The organism is Kitasatospora sp. SolWspMP-SS2h, from assembly GCF_003259315.1.
Classification (GTDB): domain Bacteria; phylum Actinomycetota; class Actinomycetes; order Streptomycetales; family Streptomycetaceae; genus Kitasatospora; species Kitasatospora fiedleri.
The window spans coordinates 1-16481 of record NZ_QLLT01000028.1; the positions used below are offsets into that span (position 1 = coordinate 1).

General features: G+C 73.2%; 11 protein-coding genes. 8 read left to right on the forward strand and 3 right to left on the reverse strand.

The features are described 5' to 3' along the window. Together K353_RS27895 and K353_RS27900 are read left to right on the forward strand one after the other, a co-directional pair. Positions 1-1477 (forward strand): RHS repeat domain-containing protein (locus K353_RS27895; protein WP_305000339.1); only part of this gene is annotated, 1477 nt, incomplete at its 5' end. A gap of 170 nt (positions 1478-1647) precedes the next feature. After that, entirely contained in the window at positions 1648-2070 is a 423-nt protein-coding gene (locus tag K353_RS27900) for an SMI1/KNR4 family protein (protein ID WP_111556278.1), read from the forward strand. 211 nt (positions 2071-2281) lie between these two features. Here the strand turns inward: K353_RS27900 and K353_RS27905 are convergent, their stop codons facing one another. Continuing rightward, positions 2282-3841 (reverse strand): glycosyltransferase family 39 protein, encoded by a 1560-nt coding sequence (locus K353_RS27905; RefSeq protein ID WP_111556279.1) that lies wholly within the window; start codon positions 3839-3841, stop codon positions 2282-2284. Between the two features lie 189 nt (positions 3842-4030). Between K353_RS27905 and K353_RS27910 the strand changes: the two genes are divergently transcribed. From K353_RS27910 to K353_RS27920, 3 genes are read left to right on the forward strand one after another with little or no spacing between them, the layout of a single operon-like run. After that, complete coding sequence (locus K353_RS27910) at positions 4031-5344, forward strand: hemolysin family protein (protein ID WP_111556280.1); 1314 nt, start codon at positions 4031-4033, stop codon at positions 5342-5344. 29 nt (positions 5345-5373) lie between these two features. Next, positions 5374-6411, forward strand: coding sequence for a tryptophan--tRNA ligase (trpS, locus tag K353_RS27915; protein ID WP_111556281.1), 1038 nt, complete (start codon positions 5374-5376; stop codon positions 6409-6411). Next, on the forward strand, positions 6411-6968 hold the full coding sequence (locus tag K353_RS27920) for a 2'-5' RNA ligase family protein (protein WP_111556282.1): 558 nt from the start codon (positions 6411-6413) through the stop codon (positions 6966-6968). The genes trpS and K353_RS27920 overlap by 1 nt, the downstream gene beginning before the upstream one ends. 45 nt (positions 6969-7013) lie before the next feature. Here the strand turns inward: K353_RS27920 and K353_RS33950 are convergent, their stop codons facing one another. Continuing rightward, the gene (locus tag K353_RS33950) at positions 7014-9446 is read right to left on the reverse strand and encodes a CDP-glycerol glycerophosphotransferase family protein (RefSeq protein ID WP_146616584.1); all 2433 of its coding nucleotides are present in this window, start codon (positions 9444-9446) and stop codon (positions 7014-7016) included. A 154-nt stretch (positions 9447-9600) separates the two neighbouring features. Next, positions 9601-13179 carry a CDP-glycerol glycerophosphotransferase family protein gene (locus tag K353_RS27930; protein WP_111556283.1) on the reverse strand — a complete coding sequence of 1193 codons (3579 nt, stop codon included), beginning with the start codon at positions 13177-13179 and terminating at the stop codon, positions 9601-9603. 142 nt (positions 13180-13321) lie between these two features. On the opposite strand from K353_RS27930, the gene K353_RS27935 reads away from it, so the two are divergent. The 3 genes from K353_RS27935 (at position 13322) to K353_RS27945 (ending at position 16435) form a co-directional block, all read left to right on the forward strand. Further along, the gene (locus K353_RS27935; protein WP_111556284.1) at positions 13322-14320 is read left to right on the forward strand and encodes a glycosyltransferase; all 999 of its coding nucleotides are present in this window, start codon (positions 13322-13324) and stop codon (positions 14318-14320) included. A gap of 190 nt (positions 14321-14510) precedes the next feature. Continuing rightward, complete coding sequence (locus K353_RS27940; RefSeq protein WP_111556285.1) at positions 14511-15455, forward strand: YihY/virulence factor BrkB family protein; 945 nt, start codon at positions 14511-14513, stop codon at positions 15453-15455. A gap of 83 nt (positions 15456-15538) precedes the next feature. Beyond that, positions 15539-16435: a class I SAM-dependent methyltransferase gene (locus K353_RS27945; RefSeq protein ID WP_233533871.1), complete on the forward strand. Its 897-nt coding sequence runs from the start codon at positions 15539-15541 to the stop codon at positions 16433-16435. Positions 16436-16481 lie beyond the last annotated feature (46 nt).

The window sequence follows — 16481 nt, forward strand, 5'->3', positions numbered from 1 at the left end:
GACCCTCACCTGGGACAACGCCCATCGTCTCAGCAAGGTCAGCGGCCCGGCGGGCGACACGAAGTACGTCTACGACGCCGACGGCCAGGTCCTGCTCCAGAAGGACCCCACCTCCACCGTCCTCTACCTGCCCGGCCAACAACTCACCCTCACCGGAACGAGCGTGACCGGCACCCGCTACACCCCCCTGCCCGGCGGCGGCACCGTCGTGCGCACCGGCCTCGGCACCAACTACCGCTTCGAGATCACCGATCCCCACGGCACCGCCGGCCTGAGCCTGGACAACACCTGCCAGACCCCGACCTGGCGCCAGTTCACCCCCTACGGCACCCCCCGCGGCACCACCGTCAGCTGGTTCGACAACCGCGGCTTCCTCAACAAGCCCACCAACACCACCACCGGACTCACCACCCTCGGCGTCCGCCAGTACGACCCCGGCACGGGGAGCTTCATCAGCCCCGACCCACTCTTCGACCCCACCGACGCCCAGCAACTCGGCGGCTACAACTACGCCGGCAGCAACCCCGTCGCCAAGAGCGACCCCACCGGCCTACGTCCCGAAGGCAAGTGTTCGGGTACCTGCAACGACGGGACGACCGACCTGTGGGGCGGCGGCCCCGATCACTGGGTGTACGAGAACGTCGGCAACATATGCGGTAACAAGATCAGCATCACCGTGATCGACTTCGGGAAGTACGGCGGTTCAGACTCCTGGACGACGGACGCGCCGAAGAAGAAACTGCAGCCCACCAGCTGGGGTTGGGGCGTGAAGGTGCCCAACCGGGACCGAGACTTCTTTGCAGGCCTGGTCCAGACGCTCGTGATCGAACCGTTGTCACTCGGCGGCGACTTCCTTACCGGCCTGGCCCCCGGGCCTTCCGCCGGTGACCGTCTGCGCGAGAACTACGAACAGTGGATCCTCGCTCACGGAGTGGAGTTCGAGAGTGCGAACTACGCGGCGGGTGGGTTCCTGCCCATGGCCCTCGACGACCCGATCGGAGCGACCGGGTTCACCAAGGCACTCGCAGAGGACCCCGCCCAGGCCGCGCTGGTTAACGCCGTCCGCGAGCAGATGTACAACTCGTATGACACTTTCAAGAGCAACAACAGGCGTCCGGGCATGTCGGAGGGTCTGCTCCTGCCGGACGGCACGATGTACCTGAACTACAGCCTCAAGGGCACCAAGGCGAAGAACGTCGCGGAGGTCGACAACGTCCTGAATGATCTTCCAGACTTCTCGCGGGGCAACGGCCACGGTCAGTGCGGTCTGGTCCAGTGCATCAACCAGGCCATCCAGGACGGGAGGGACCCGACCGGTGGCAAGGTCGCGGCGTTCACTATCCTCCCACCCGCCAAGAAGACCGAGGCACCCCTGGGCCCCTGCCGTAGTTGCTTCTCACTTGTGAAGAAGTACGACCTGCAGGTACTCACCGGGGCGTCCGTGGCCGAGACCAAGACGAAGGGCGGCGGATGGTGACACCTCCCTCATAGCCGTCGTCCACGGACCGCAGCCCTGCCGGATACCCTTCGGCAGGGCTGTTCCGTACGTCTGCAGAGGGAAGTGGTCCGATGGACCGTAGATGGTGGCTATCGCTGTTCGGGGCGGCTACTGGGAACGCAGCCCGGCGGCGCGGTGATTTGAATCCCGTGCTCACCGAGTCCGAGGTGCGGGCGTTCGAGGACCGTTTCGCGATCGAACTTCCGGAGGATTACCGAGAGTTCCTGCTCACCGTGGGAGACGGCGGGGCGGGCGTGTGTCCGCTGCTCCGTCCCTGGTACCCGCCTGACGAACACGAGCCTTATCCCGGGTTCTTGGCGACCCCGTTTCCGCACGGCAGGGAGTTCCGGTTGGCTGGTCCGGTTGACGAGACCGAGGAACTCGTTGCGGGGACGATCGTGGTCGGGTACGACGGATTCGACCCGGTGAAGTGCTGGTACCGCCTGGTGGTCACCGGTGCCCAGGCTGGCCGCGTCTGGCAGGACCGGTTGGAACAGGAGGGCGTCCTGAAGCCTGGCCCGCGATTCGTGGTCTGGTACCGACACCGCCAGTTGACCGCCGGGCCCGACTGACGCCGCAGTAGGCCGGGGCGGACTTCAACCTGTCCTGCCACCGCCTTCTGCAATGCCCTCAGGGCCGGTTCTCGAAGATCGGACCCGGAACAGCACCGTAACGGTGCGATCGGCGGCCTGGCAGGGCTCATGGGCCTTGTCGTGGCGGGTACCCGGGCCCCATCACTATTCGAGGCGGGTCAAGCATCACGCGACGACGGGGCTGGCCCGGTCATCTGCGGACCAGCAGCGCGACGCTCAGGCCGGAGACCCGCCACACCTGCTGGACGGTGAAGTGCCGTTCCAGGGTCTGCTGTTCGGCGTAGTGGACGGTTTTCAGCACGTCCGGGTCGCCGTCGTCCTTGGAGACCAGCCAGATCCGCGGCTCGTCGTGCAGGCAGGCCTCCGGCTCGGCGCACAGGCCGGGCCACAGGTCGTCGCGCCGCTCTCCGCTCTCCCCCGCCGAGACGTCCCGCAGCCGGACGTGGCGCGGCAGGCGGTCCAGGTAGTAGGGCACTCCGATGTCGATCCCCCACCACAGGGCGTCGCGCTGCTGGCCGTACGCGGCGCCGTCGCCCGGGCGGGAGCCGGCGTCGACGACCGCGGCGGCGGCCCGGTAGTCGAGCGGGACGAACCAGGTCAGCGGCTTCGGGTACTCGTAACGGGCGTGCGAGAGCGGGCCGCGCACCGCGACCTGGTCGGGGTACGCGAGCAGGCCGAGGACGGCCAGCGCGGCCACCGCGCCGCGGAGCCGGGCCAGGGCCAGACCCCCGCCGGCCAGGGAGCAGGCGGCCGGCAGGACGAAGAACATGTACTTCGCGATGAAGTACGAGTGGGAGCCGTACCGGGAGAGCACCCACAGCAGCAGGACCGGGAGCAGCACGCCGGCCGTGCCGAGCGCGGCGGAGTCCCGCCGGGGGCCGCCCCAGGCGAGCGCGCCGGCCAGCAGGACGCCGCCCGCCAGCAGCGTGGAGCAGAAGAGCCCGCCCCAGACGTCCGCCAGCTGAGCGAGACCGGGCGCCTGGATCCAGCCGATCTGCCGGCCGGACTGCTCCCGGCCCAGCACGGCCACCGGGTACGCGCAGATCACGGCCAGCAGGACCGCGGCGGCGAAACCCGCGGGCCGCCGCCACCCGCGGGGCTCCCGCCGCCAGGCGACCAGGACGCCGAGGGCGTGCGCGGCCAGGAAGGCCAGCGCCACCAGGTGCAGGTAGGCGGTGCCCACCAGCGTCAGCGCGTAGGCGCCCCAGCGCGGTGCCGTCGGCCGTTCCAGGGCCCGCAGCAGGGCCAGCAGGGCCGCCGCGGCCATCAGCGTCACGAAGGCGTACGAGCGGGCCTCCTGGCCGTACCGGGCGACGGTCGGGGTGAGGGCGAGGACCAGGCCGCCCAGCAGGCCCGCGCGCGGGCCGAACATCCGCCGTCCGGCCAGCGCGGTGCAGGCCGAGGCACCGGCCATCGCCAGCACCGTCGGCAGGCGCAGCGCCGTCGGGGACTCGCCGGCCGCCGCCGTCCAGTAGTGCATGGCCAGGTAGTACAGGCCGTGCACCGCGTCGACGTTCCCGAGCATGGCGAGGATCGCGCCGGGGGGACGGCGGATCACGGTCAGGGTGGCCAGTTCGTCGTGCCACAGCACCGGGCGGCCGATCAGCAGCAGGCCGGACGCCAGGGCGAGCAGGGCCGGGAGGAGCCAGACCCGGCCGGTCAGCCGCCGCAGGACCGGCAGTGCGACGCCGGTCCGGTCCCGGCCGGGGCCGGGGGAGGACGCGGGCGGGGACGGGGCGGTCCGGGCCATGGAACGGTCCTGCGCTTTCGGCCGACAGCCACCCGGACCGGTCCGGCCGGGCAGTTTCGCGCGACTTTATCGCCGACCGGCCGGTACCGCAGGATTCCCGGCGCACGACATGCCGCGCGCGCCCCCTCGGCCCAGCCGTTCGACCCGTTCGGCCCGGACCGGTCGGCGCGGCCGCCCTACACTCGCCCCGTGAGCGAAACCCTGCAGGACGCCGCGCTCGTCCTGGTGTTCATCATGTTGGGCGGCCTGTTCAACGTCGCCGAGATCGCGCTGATCTCGCTGCGCGAGGGGCAGATCCGCGCGCTGGAGGCGGTGGGGACGCGGCGGGCCGGGCGGGCCGCGCACCTGGCGGCCGACCCGAACCGGTTCCTGGCGGCGGTGCAGGTCGGGGTGACCTGCATGGGCTTCCTGTCGGCCGCGTTCGGCGCGGACACGCTGGCCGGGAAGCTGGCGCCGGTGTTCGTCCGGGCCGGCCTGTCGGAGGGCGTCGCGGACGCGGTCGCGCTGGTCGGCCTGACCCTGGTCATCTCGTACGCCTCGCTGGTGCTGGGCGAGTTGACGCCCAAGCGGATCGGCCTGCAACGGGCCGAGTCGATCGCGCTGCTGGCCGCGCCGGTGGTCGACGTGATGTCGGTGGTGCTGCGGCCGGTGATCTGGCTGCTCGGCCACTCGACCAACCTGATGGTCCGCCTGCTGGGCGGCGACCCGAGCGCCGGACGCGGCGTGATGAGCCCCGAGGAACTGCGCGGCCTGGTCGCCGCCAACACCGAACTCGGCTCGGACGAACGCGCGTTGATCAACGAGGTGTTCGCGGCGGGGGAGCGCCAGCTGCGCGAGGTGATGGTGCCGCGCACCGAGGTGACCTTCCTGGACGGCGACCGGCCGGTCGGCGAGGTCCGGGCCGAGACCGACTCCGCCCCGCACTCCCGCTACCCGGTGGTCGAGGGCTCCTACGACGCGGTGACCGGCTTCGTGCACGTCCGCGACCTGTACGGGGCGCGCGGCGAGCAGGCCGTCCGGGTGCGCGAGCTGGCCCGCCCGGTCAAGCTGCTGCCCGCCACCAAGCGGGTGCTGGAGGCGATGGGCGAGATGCGCCGCGAGGGCCACCACCTGGCGATCGTGGTCGACGAGTACGGCGGCACCGCGGGCATCGTCACCCTGGAGGACCTGGTCGAGGAGGTGATCGGCGAGATCCGCGACGAGTACGACGCCCAGGACACCACCGCGACCCGCAGGCTGGCCGGCGGCGGCGTCGAGATCGACGGGCTGCTCAACCTCTCCGACTTCACCCAGGAGACCGGCCTGACCCTGCCCGAGGGCCCGTACGAGACGGTCGCCGGCTTCGTGGTGCGCGAACTGGGCCGGCTGCCCCGCAAGGGCGACCAGGTGGTCACCGACGCCGGGGCGCGGCTGACCGTCGCCCGGCTGGACGGGCGGCGGGTCGAGCGGCTGCGGGTGAGCACCGTCACACCGGCCGAACCGGTGGCCCCGGAGGTTTCCTGACCGGCCCGGGGAACTGGAACAATGGCCGCATGGTCAACGCAGCGGTCACCGGTCCCGTGAAGGACCGTCCCCGGGTGCTCTCCGGCATCCAGCCCACCTCGGGCTCCTTCCACCTGGGCAACTACCTCGGCGCGGTGCGCCAGTGGGTCGACCTCCAGGAGGCCAACGACGCCTTCTACATGGTGGTCGACCTACACGCCATCACCGTCGAGCAGGACCCGGCGGTGCTGCGGCAGAACACCCGGATCTCCGCCGCGCAGCTCCTCGGCGCCGGCCTCGACCCGGAGCGCTGCACCCTGTTCGTGCAGTCCCAGGTGCCCGAGCACGCCCAGCTCGCCTGGGTGATGAACTGCCTCACCGGCTTCGGCGAGGCCTCCCGGATGACCCAGTTCAAGGACAAGTCGGCCAAGCAGGGCAGCGACCGCACCACGGTCGGCCTGTTCACCTACCCGGTGCTGATGGTCGCCGACGTGCTGCTCTACCAGGCCGACGCGGTGCCGGTCGGCGAGGACCAGCGCCAGCACCTGGAGCTCACCCGGGACCTCGCGGACCGCTTCAACACCCGCTACGGCCGGACCTTCACGGTGCCCGAGCCGTACATCCTCAAGGCCACCGCGAAGATCCAGGACCTCCAGGACCCGGCCGCGAAGATGAGCAAGTCCGCGGCCACCGACAAGGGCCTGGTCAACCTGCTCGACCCGGCGAGGACCAGCGCCAAGAAGTTCAAGAGCGCCGTCACCGACACCGACACCGTCGTCACGTACGACGAGGCCGCCAAGCCCGGCGTCTCCAACCTGCTGCGCATCCACTCCGCGCTCAGCGGACGGTCGGTCGACGAACTGGTCGCGCACTTCGAGGGCAAGATGTACGGCGCCCTGAAGACCGAGCTCGCCGAGCTGTTCACCGAGTGGGTCACCCCGTTCCAGGCCCGCACCCAGCAGTACCTGGACGACCCGGCCGAGCTGGACCGGGTGCTGGCGCTGGGCGCCGAGAAGGCCCGCGCGGTGGCCGCCGAGACGCTCGCCGAGGTCTACGACCGGGTCGGCTTCCTGGCGCCCAAGCGCTGATGCCGACGGCTGCCGCCCCCGACGGTGCCGGCCTCGACGAGGCCGTCACCATCGGCGTGTCCATACACGTCCCGGAGCCCTACGGCAGCCGGGTGCAGGACGCCCGGGCCGGCCACGGCGACCCGCAGGCCAGGTCGATACCGACCCACGTCACCCTGCTCCCGCCGACCGAGACCCGCACCGCCCTGCTGCCCGCGATCGAACACCACCTGCGGACGGTGGCCGCCGCGCGCCGCCCGTTCCGGATGCTGCTCCAGGGCAGCGGCACCTTCCGCCCGGTCTCCCCGGTGGTGTTCATCCGGGTCGAGGAGGGCGCCCAGGAGTGCCGCGAACTGGAGGCCGAAGTCCGCTCCGGCCCGCTCGCCCGCGAACTGGCCTTCCCCTACCACCCGCACGTCACCGTCGCCCACGGCCTCCCCGAACCGGTCCTGGACGCCGCCTACGAGGACGCCCGGAGCTTCCGGGCGGTCTTCGAGGTCGGTGAGTTCGTCCTCTCACGGTTCGGGGCGGATTCTGTGTGGCGTCCCTGGTCGGCATTCGGATTCGGCGCTGCCTGACCGCCCCCGGACCGGCTGGGAGTTCCCCGGGGCTTCACTGGGGGTTCACTGGGAGCCGGCCGGGAGCGGACGGGCGAGTTCGAGCATCCGGTCGACCACCCGGGCCGCGGCCCGGCCGTCGTCGAGCGGGCAGAACCGCTCCCGGAAGGCCCGGTAGCGCTCCGCGTACGGCGCCGGGTCGAAGTCGCGCAGGGCGGCCACCACCTCGGCGGAGGTGGACAGCAGCGGGCCCGGCGCGTGCGCCTGGAAGTCGAAGGTGAAGCCGCGCAGCCGGTTGCGGTAGTGCTCCAGGTCGTAGGTGAAGAACAGCATCGGGCGCCCGGTCACCGCGAAGTCGAACATCAGCGAGGAGTAGTCGGTCACCAGCACGTCGGCGGCCAGCATCAGGTCGGCGACGTCCGGGTGGTCCGAGACGTCCCGGACGAAGTCGTCGTCGGGCATCCGCCCGCCGACGTGCACGTGCGGGCGCAGCAGCAGCAGGTGGTCCTCGCCGAGGGCGGCCCGGGCCGCCTCGACGTCCAGCCGCAGGTCCAGCCGGTAGCGGTCGCCGTCGCGCTGGTCGTCGCGCCAGGTCGGGGCGTACAGCACCACCGTGCGCCCCTCCGGGACGCCGAGCCGGGCGCGGACCGCGGCCCGCTCGACCGGGTCGGCGCGCACCAGCCGGTCGTTGCGCGGGTAGCCGGCCTCCAGCGGCTCGCCCCGGTAGTCGAAGGAGTCGGCGAGGATCGGGCCGGCGAACGGGCTGGGGGACAGCAGCAGGTTCCACTGCCGCACCTCGCGCTCCAGCCGGTCCAGGTAGCCGTCCTCGGCCATCCACTCGGTGCGCACCTGGCGCGCTATCCGCTTGAGCGGGGTGCCGTGCCACAGCTGGGCGACCACCTGGCCCTCGCGGCGCTCCAGGAAGTCCGGGAAGTGCGTGTTGCCGACCAGGTAGCGGCTGGTGGCCAGCGCCTCGTACCACTCGGGGCTCCACATCCGCAGCGCGGTGGTGCCCGCAGGGGGCTGCTCCTGGCCGTCCTCGACCACCCACAGGTGCTCCAGCGGCAGGCCGCGGGCGACCAGTTCCTCGTGCACGGCGCGCGGGTTGCAGGAGTAGCTGCGGCCGCCGAAGACGTCGTAGAGCACGGCGTCGCGCAGCGGCAGGCGGCGGGCCGCCGGGTAGTCCGCGGTGCGCAGCCGCAGCTGGCGGCGGGCGTTGCGCTCGGCGGCGGTGAGCACCGGGGTGCTGTCCAGGATCAGGGTGTCGTGCCAGCGCCGCTCCAGCAGGAAGGTCTTGGGGCCGCGGGTGCCGCGCAGCGGCAGCGCCGCCAGCGCGGCGGGGTGCAGGCGCAGTGGCAGGCCGTCGTCCCCGGGGGCGCCGGTCCGGCGCAGCGACAGCTCCCAGACGCCCTTGGCGAGCGGCCGGGGCCGGCCGTCGGAGGCCGCCGGTTCGAGCGCCAGGACGGTGCGGAAGCGGCCGTCGCCGGTCAGCTCGACCGGGCGGCGGCGCTCCCGGCCGTCGCCGCTGTGCCGCAGCACCAGCTCGACCGGCCGGTCGGCGTGGTGCGGCAGCTCGCCGGCCAGCTCGTAGCCCTCCGGGACGGGCGTGAGGGCGTCCACCAACGGCTCCGGGTCCTGGACGCGGAACTGCAGGTGCAGGTCGGAGAGCTGCTTGGCGTACAGCGCCTGCCGGTCCGGCAGCGGGAGCTGACGGCGGCCGACGGGCGGGCAGTCGGCGCGCACGGCGGTGGTCCGGCCGTCGGGGCCGAGCAGGCTGGGCTCCCAGTGCCCGGCCAGGGCGCACTGCCCGGCCCCGACGCGGGCGGTGAACGCGGTGCCGTCCCAGTCGGTGGCGCAGGCGACGCCGGTGTCGGTCTCCCGGTGGCGCAGCACCAGGGTGCCGCCGGCCGTCCCGGCGGGGGCGCGGCCGGAGACCAGGAAGCCGTCGCCGTCGCTCTCCAGGCCGGTGACGGCGGCCAGGCCGGTGAGCACGGTCAGTTGCAGGGTGCCGGCGCCGAACTGCGGCACCACCAGCACGTCCGCGTCGGCCCAGTGGACCGGCGGGTACTCGGCGCTGCCGCACCAGTGCGCGGCCAGCGTGGTGCGGGCGCGCAGCCGGCCGGAGGCCACCAGCGCCTCGACCCGCCAGGTGCCGGGTTGCCACTGGCCGCCCCGGCGCAGCGACCGGGGGTCGATCAGCGCGGTGAAGCCGGTCCAGTCGAGCCCGTGCGCCTCCTGGGCGCTGTCGTCGGTGGCCTCGGGCAGGTAGCGGGGGCGGGTGCCGAGCCGCAGCGGGCGCCGCCCGGACGGCGGGACCAGTTCGAGTTCGACCGAGGTCTCGCCCGGCCGGTCGCCCGGGTGCCCCGCCAGCCGCCCGTCGCCGAGCAGCGAGAGCACGCCGCCGTCCCACGCGGCCTGTCGCAGACCCACCCTGGCCGAGACGTCGGAGGCGGTGCGGGTGCGGTCCTGTCGGCCGGCGAAAAGGGAGAGTCGAGACACTTCTTCATGACATCCAGGCCACCTGGGAAAGTCAATTCCCCCCCTCCTGGGAAAATTCTCAGCATTCGCCGTTTTTCCTGGAATGGGAGGGGAACCGGCGGTGGGTTGACCGGTGGTGGAGCGGCGCCCCCCGGTTGACGGGGGGCGCCGGCCGTCACTCGCCCTCGGCCAGCAGCGCGTCCACCACCCGGGCCGCGGCCCGGCCGTCGTCCAGGTCCCCGTACGCCTCGCGGAACGCCGCGTACCGGTCGGCGTACTCGGCGGCCACCCCGGGCAGGTCGGCGAGCGCGCCGACCACCTCGGCGGAGGTGCGCAGCAGCGGGCCGGGTGCCTGGGCCTCGAAGTCGAAGCTGAAACCGCGCAGGTTGTCGCGGTAGTGCTCCAGGTCGTAGGCGAAGAACAGCACCGGGCGGCCGGTGTTCATGAAGTCGAACACCGAGGCCGAGTAGTCGGTCACCAGGGCGTCGGCGACCAGCAGCAGTTCGGCCGTGTCGGGGTAGGTGCTGACGTCCCAGACGTAGCCGTTGCCGGCCTCGGCGATCTGCCCGCGCACCACCTCGTGGCTGCGCACCAGCAGCACCTGGTCGTCGCCCAGCGCGGCGCGGGCCGCGTCCAGGTCGAGCTGCAGGTTGAACTGGTAGCCGCCGTCGGGCAGCCGGCGGTCCTCCCGGAAGGTCGGCGCGTACAGCACGACCTGCTTGCCCTCGGGCAGGCCGAGCTGCTCGCGCACCCGCTCGGCGGTCTTCTCCCGGTCGGCGGCGAACAGCAGGTCGTTGCGCGGCGAGCCGCTCTCCAGCACCTTCCCGGTGTACCCGAAGGCGCGCCGCAGCACCGGCACCGACCAGCGGTTGCCGGCCGTCAACAGGCTCCACTGCGGCACCTCCTCCCTGAGGTGCTCCAGGTACCCGGAGTCGGTGAACCAGACCTTCTCGAAGTCGGCGCCGATCCGCTTCAGCGGCACGCCCTGCCAGGTCTGCAGGACGACCTGGCCGGGGCGGCGGCGGAAGTACGTGGGCAGGTGGGTGGAGGTGACGACGTACTTCGCGGTGGACAGCGCCCGGAACCACTCGGGGGAGCGGTGCCGGACGGCCTCGGCGGTCTGCGGCAGCTCCGCCTGCAGGTCCACCGAGGTCCACAGGTGGCGCAGCGGCAGGCCGCGGCGGACCAGCTCCTCGTGCACCGCGCGCGGCGAGTCGCCGTACACGCCGCCGTCGGCGGCCCACCAGTCCTCCCGGACGGTGTGGTAGAGCACCGTGTCGGTCAGCGGGCCGGCCGGCTGCTCGACGTAGGCGTGCCGCAGGGTGCGCTGCCGGTAGCCGCTGCGCTCGTCGGGCGTCAGCGGGTCGTGCGACTCCAGCGAGAGGGTGTCGAAGCCGCGGCGCTCCAGGGCGACCCGCTTGCCGCGGGCCTCGACCTCCAGCGGCAGCGCGTCGAAGGTCCGGGAGTCCAGCACGGCGGCCGGCCACAGGCTGTCGACCGGGGCGCCGACCGGGCGGAACAGCACCGTCCAGGTGCCCTTGTGCAGCGGCACCCGGCCGGCGAAGGACGCGGTCGGCACGGCGGGCAGCGCGGCCCGGAAGCGCCCGTCGGCGATCTCCACCGGGTAGGCGTGCTCCTCCTGCCGCTTCACGTGCCGGATCACCAGCTCGTAGCGGTGGGCGCCGGGCAGCGGGAAGGACCCGCTGAGCACGAAGCCCTCGCCGTCGGTGGCCCGGGCCACCTCCTCGATCACCGGCTGGAGCACCTGGTCGCACAGCTGCAGGTAGCCGGACGGGGAGGGCTTGGCGTACAGCGCGCGGGCGCCGCCGGCCAGCGGCAGGTGCAGCTCCACCGCGGCGGTGCGGTCGTCCAGCACCAGCGGCAGCGCGCTGCCGTCGGACAGCTTGAGCTCCAGGTCCCAGCGGTCCCGGGTGCGCTCCTCCGCGGCCGGGTCCAGGGCGTCCCAGGACTCCCGGACGGCGGTCAGGTCGGCCACCCGGAACCGCGCGGTGAACGGCAGGTCGCGGCCGGCCGGGGTGCCCAGCTCCAGCTCGGCGAACAGGTCGCGGTCGGACTCGACGTGCTTGAGCCGCAGCTCCGCGCCGGCCAGGTCGGGGCCGGAGCGGACCAGGCCGCGCAGCTCCACGGTGCCGTCCTGCGCGGTGGCGGCCACCGCGCGGGCGCGCACCCGCTCCACCCGCAGCAGCAGGTGCCCGTCCCGGGACCACGGCACGATCCGGACGTCGTCCTCGACCCAGTGCGCCGGCGGGTACTCGCTGCGGTCGTGCCAGCCGACCGACACCCGGCCCTTGTACACGCCGCCCTTGCCGGCCCCGGCCACCAGCACCCGCCAGGAGCCGTCCTTCCAGCCGCCGCGCTGCTTGAGCCGCTGCGGGTCGATGGACGCGGCGAAGCCCGCCCAGTCGCAGCTGTACAGGTCGTGCGGGGAGCTGGCGGTCGCCTCCGGGCTGTACTGCGCCTTGGTCTGCACGGCCACCACGCCGCGGCCCTTGGCCTCGCGCAGCACCAGCGCCTTGACCATGTCGTGCCGGTGCTCGGCGCCCAGGTGCTCGGGGAAGGCGTGGCCGGTGAGCCGCAGCCGGCCGCCCTCCCAGCGGGCCTCGTACAGCCGCGAGCGCATCACCAGGGCATTCTTCAACCGCAGCACGTCCGCGGGCACGCTCTTGCGGCCGCCGCGCAGGAACGGGTAGTCGGCGTACGGGCGCAGCAGGCCGCGGGCCGGGGCCGCGCCGTTGCTGTCCTTCTCGAAGCGGAGCTGCTCGATCAGCTCGTCCAGCCGGCCCTGCAGGGTCAGGTGGTACTTGAGCCGCAGCGGGGCGCGCAGCTTGCGGACCTGCTCGGGGCCGATCGCGCGCAGCAGCCGGCCGGCCGACTCCAGGTAGGCCGCGTTGTACGCCGGGTCGTTCTCCAGCACCGAGCCGAAGAACATCGGGATCTCCTCGACGAGGTTGTTCTCGTCGTAGGTGCGCAGGTACTTGCGGAACTTCGGGTCGCTCTGCGCCGACAGCCAATCCCGGACCAGCTCCATCGACTTGACCCGGTCGACGACGCCCTTCGGGTTGGTCTTCATCTGGGTGATCGACATCTCGCCGACCTCCCGCTCGCGCCAGTGGTAGATCGGCTCGGCGAGCACGTCGACCCGGCGGGCCAGGAAGTGGTGCGGCACGCTGACCGGGGCGTCCTCGTACAGGATGCCCTCGGGGTACAGCACGCCCGCCTGGTCGAAGAAGGCGCGGCGGTAGACCTTGTTCCAGGCGGTGCGGTCGGTGATCAGCGCCGGGATCTCGGTGATGTGGGTGCGCAGCCGGGTCTCGGCGAACGGCTTGCGGTGGCCGCCGGACTGGTAGTGGCCCACCGCCCGGAAGCGCAGCACGTTGCCGGTGCAGAAGTCCGAGCCGGTCTCGTCCAGCGTGCCGATCATCAGCTCGTAGGCGGACGGCGGCATGGTGTCGTCGCTGTCGACGAACGCCAGGAACTCGGTGCCCTCGGAGATGTGCCGGTAGCCGGTGTTGCGCGCCGCGCCCAGGCCCTTGTTCACCTGCTTGACCAGCCGGAAGCGGGAGTCCTTCGCGGCGTACGCCTCGGCGATCGCGGCGCTGGAGTCCTTGGAGCCGTCGTCGACCATGACGCACTCGAAGTCGGCGAAGGTCTGCGCGGCGATGGAGTCCAGGCACTCCTCGAGGTAGCGCTCGACGTTGTAGATCGGGACGACGACGGACAGACGGGGGGCCATCGGTAGCGCAGAGCCTTTCCTCAGGGAGTGCGGCCGGCGGGCCCGTGAAACGTGCGAAAGCGGACCGGCACCGGCCGCGATCCTACCTCTCCGGGCTTGCTAGTCTGCGCCAGGCCAGGCCAGGCCAGGAGAGTGAGAACAGATGCCGCGGTTCAGTGTCGTCGTGCCGGTGCACGCCGTCGAGGAGTACCTGCCCGAATGCCTGGAGTCGGTCCTGGCGCAGTCCTTCACCGACTTCGAGCTGATCGCGGTGGACGACCGCTCGCCCGACGGCTGCGGCGCGATCCTGGACGCGGCGGCCGCCCGCGACCCCCGGGTGACCGTCCGGCACCTGCCCGAGAACGTCGGCCTCGGCCCGGCCCGCAACGCCGGCGCCGCCCTCGCCACCGGCGACTACCTGGTCTTCCTGGACAGCGACGACACCCTCACCCCCGGCCTGCTCGCCGACACCGACGCCCGGCTGCGCGCCACCGGCGACCCCGACCTGCTGGTGTTCGACTACGCCCGCAGCCACTGGGACGGCCGGGTCGCCCGCTCCGCCTCCGCCCCGGTCTTCGCCCGCCCCGGCGCCGAGGTGTTCACCCTGGACGAGCGCCGGGACCTGCTCGACCTGCTCCAGGTCGCCTGGAACAAGGCCTACCGCCGCGAGTTCCTGCTCCGGCACGACCTGTCCTTCCCGCCCGGCTACTACGAGGACACCCCGTTCACCTATCCGGCGCTGCTCGCCGCCGAGCGGATCACCCTGCTCGACCGGGTCGGCGTGCACTACCGGCAGCGCCGCGAGGGCGGCAACATCCTGGCCACCGCCTCCCGCAAGCACTTCGACGTCTTCGCGCAGTACGACCGGGTGTTCGCCTTCCTCGACACCCGCCCCGACCTGGACCGCTGGCGCCCGGTCATCTACCGGATGATGCTCGGCCACCTCGCCACCGTGGTCTCCAAGCCCGGCCGGGTCCCGCCCGGCGACCGCCGCGAGTTCTTCCGCCGCGCCGCCGAGCACTGCGCCCGGCACCGCCCGGCCGGCTACCGGCCGCCGCCCGGCCGCGAGGGGCTGCGCGGCGAACTGCTCGGCCGCGGCAACTACCTCGGCTTCCAGGGCCTGCGGGCCCTGGCCCGGGCCCGCCGGGCCGTCCGCCGCTGAACCCCCGCCCGGCGGGGGCGGGCTGACGGGTCCTCACCCGAAGCCCCGAAGCCTCGGAGCCCCCGGAGCCCCCGGGACGGCCCGTGGCGGGCCCCGGGACGGCCCGTGACGGGCCCCGGACGGCCCGCGGCGCGCCGGGCCCGGCCCCCGCTCCCGCGGCGGGGACCCGGACGCCGGTATACAGCCATGCGTGGACTTCCTCACCAAGCTGCCCGTGATCGGCCCGCTCGCCGCCCGACTGCTGCGCAGCCGGCCCTACCGGGTGTACCTGCTGTTCGACGACGTCCAGGGCAACCGGCTGGCCGGGGCGGTCACCTTCTTCGGCTTCCTGGCGCTGTTCCCGCTGCTCACGGTGGCCCTGGCGATCGCCCTGGCCACCCTCTCCGACTCCCGGGTGCACCAGCTCCAGGACAAGATCACCGAGCAGCTGCCGGGCCTCGCCGACTCGCTCGACCTGGACGCCATGGCGGCCAACGCCGGCACCGTCGGCCTGGTCTCCGGCCTGCTGCTGCTGATCTCCGGCCTCGGCTGGGTGGACACCATGCGCGGCGCGGTGCGCACCGTGTGGCGGCTGCCGGACGACGGCGGCAACCCGGTCCTGGTCAAGGCCCGCGACTGCGTGGTGCTGCTCGGCCTCGGCCTGGTCTGCCTGGCCTCGCTGGCCGCCTCCGCGCTCGCCACCACCCTGGTCCACCGGCTCTCCGACGCCCTGGGCCTGGACGGCGGGGCCGCCCGCTGGCTGCTGTCCGGGCTGGGCTTCCTGATCGCGGTCTGCGCCGACCTGCTGCTCTTCGCCTACCTGCTCGGCCCGTTCCCGCGGATCACCGGCCAGCGCCGCCGCGCCCTGCTGGAGGGCGCGCTGATCGGCGCGGTCGGCTTCGAACTGCTGAAACTGCTGCTCTCCTCCTACCTGGGCTCGGTGGCCGGCCGCAGCCTGTACGGGGCGTTCGGCGTGCCGGTGGCCCTGCTGCTGTGGATCGACTTCGTCACCCGGCTGCTGATGTACTGCGCGGCCTGGACCGCGCTCGCCGACCCGGAACGGGCCCGGCTGCGCGCCGTCCGGCAGGCCGAGGCCGCGCTCGAAGCCGCCGGGGAGACATCCGCCCCGCCCGCTGTGCGGCGTCCGGACGAGTGACTATGATCCCGGTCACACCAGTCCGGTTCCCGCCGACCGCACACCGCCGTGCCCCGGCCCCGGCCAGCTCCCCAGGAGACCGCGTGTCCGCACCAGGCACCGCCGCCGCTCCCGCCGCCCCCGAGGGCCTCCCCGTCCCGGCCGCCCCGGACGACGTCCCGGGCTGGTTCTTCCGGGCCGACCAGGAGGTCTTCGCCCACCTGCTCGACCGGCAGAGCGAGACCGGGACCACCGGCGACCTGCTGGAGATGGGCGCCTACCTGGGCCGCTCGGCGATCCTGCTGGGCTACCACCTGCGCGCCGGGGAGACCTTCACGGTCTGCGACCTGTTCGACCTGGAGGCCCCGGACGACCAGAACTCCGCCGAGATGGACATGTCCTACCGCGACACCCTGACCCGGCGCGCCTTCGAGGCCAACTACCTGGCCTTCCACCCCGAACTGCCGGCGATCGTCCAGGCCCCCACCTCGGTCCTCGCCGACGGCCGGATCCCCGCGGGCAGCTGCCGCTTCGTCCACATCGACGCCTCCCACCTGTACGAGCACGTGGCCGGCGACATCCTGGTCGCCCGGGAGGCCCTCGCCAAGGACGGCGTGGTCGCCCTCGACGACTACCGGGCCCCGCACACCCCCGGCGTGGCCGCCGCCGTCTGGGAGGCCGTCTTCACCCTCGGCCTGCGGCCGGTGCTGCTCACCCCCGAGAAGTTCTACGGCACCTGGGGCGACCCCGAGGCGGTCCGCGCCGACCTGCTCGACCGGGACTGGCGCGGCGAGGGCTTCCGGCTCGACGAGGAGCACCTGGCCGGGCAGCGCTGCCACCGCCTCGCCTGGGACGAGCCCCCGGCGCCCGAGCTTGCCCCGGCCCCCGCTCCCGCCCGGCCGCGGCGCTCGCTGCCCCGCCGGATCGCCCTCGACGTCCTGCCGCCCGTCGCCACCCGCTCGGTGCGCCGCGCCCTGCGGGCCGCCCGCCGCACCGCCTGATCCAACTGCCCCGCCGGACCGCCGGACCGCCCGACGCCCCGGACCG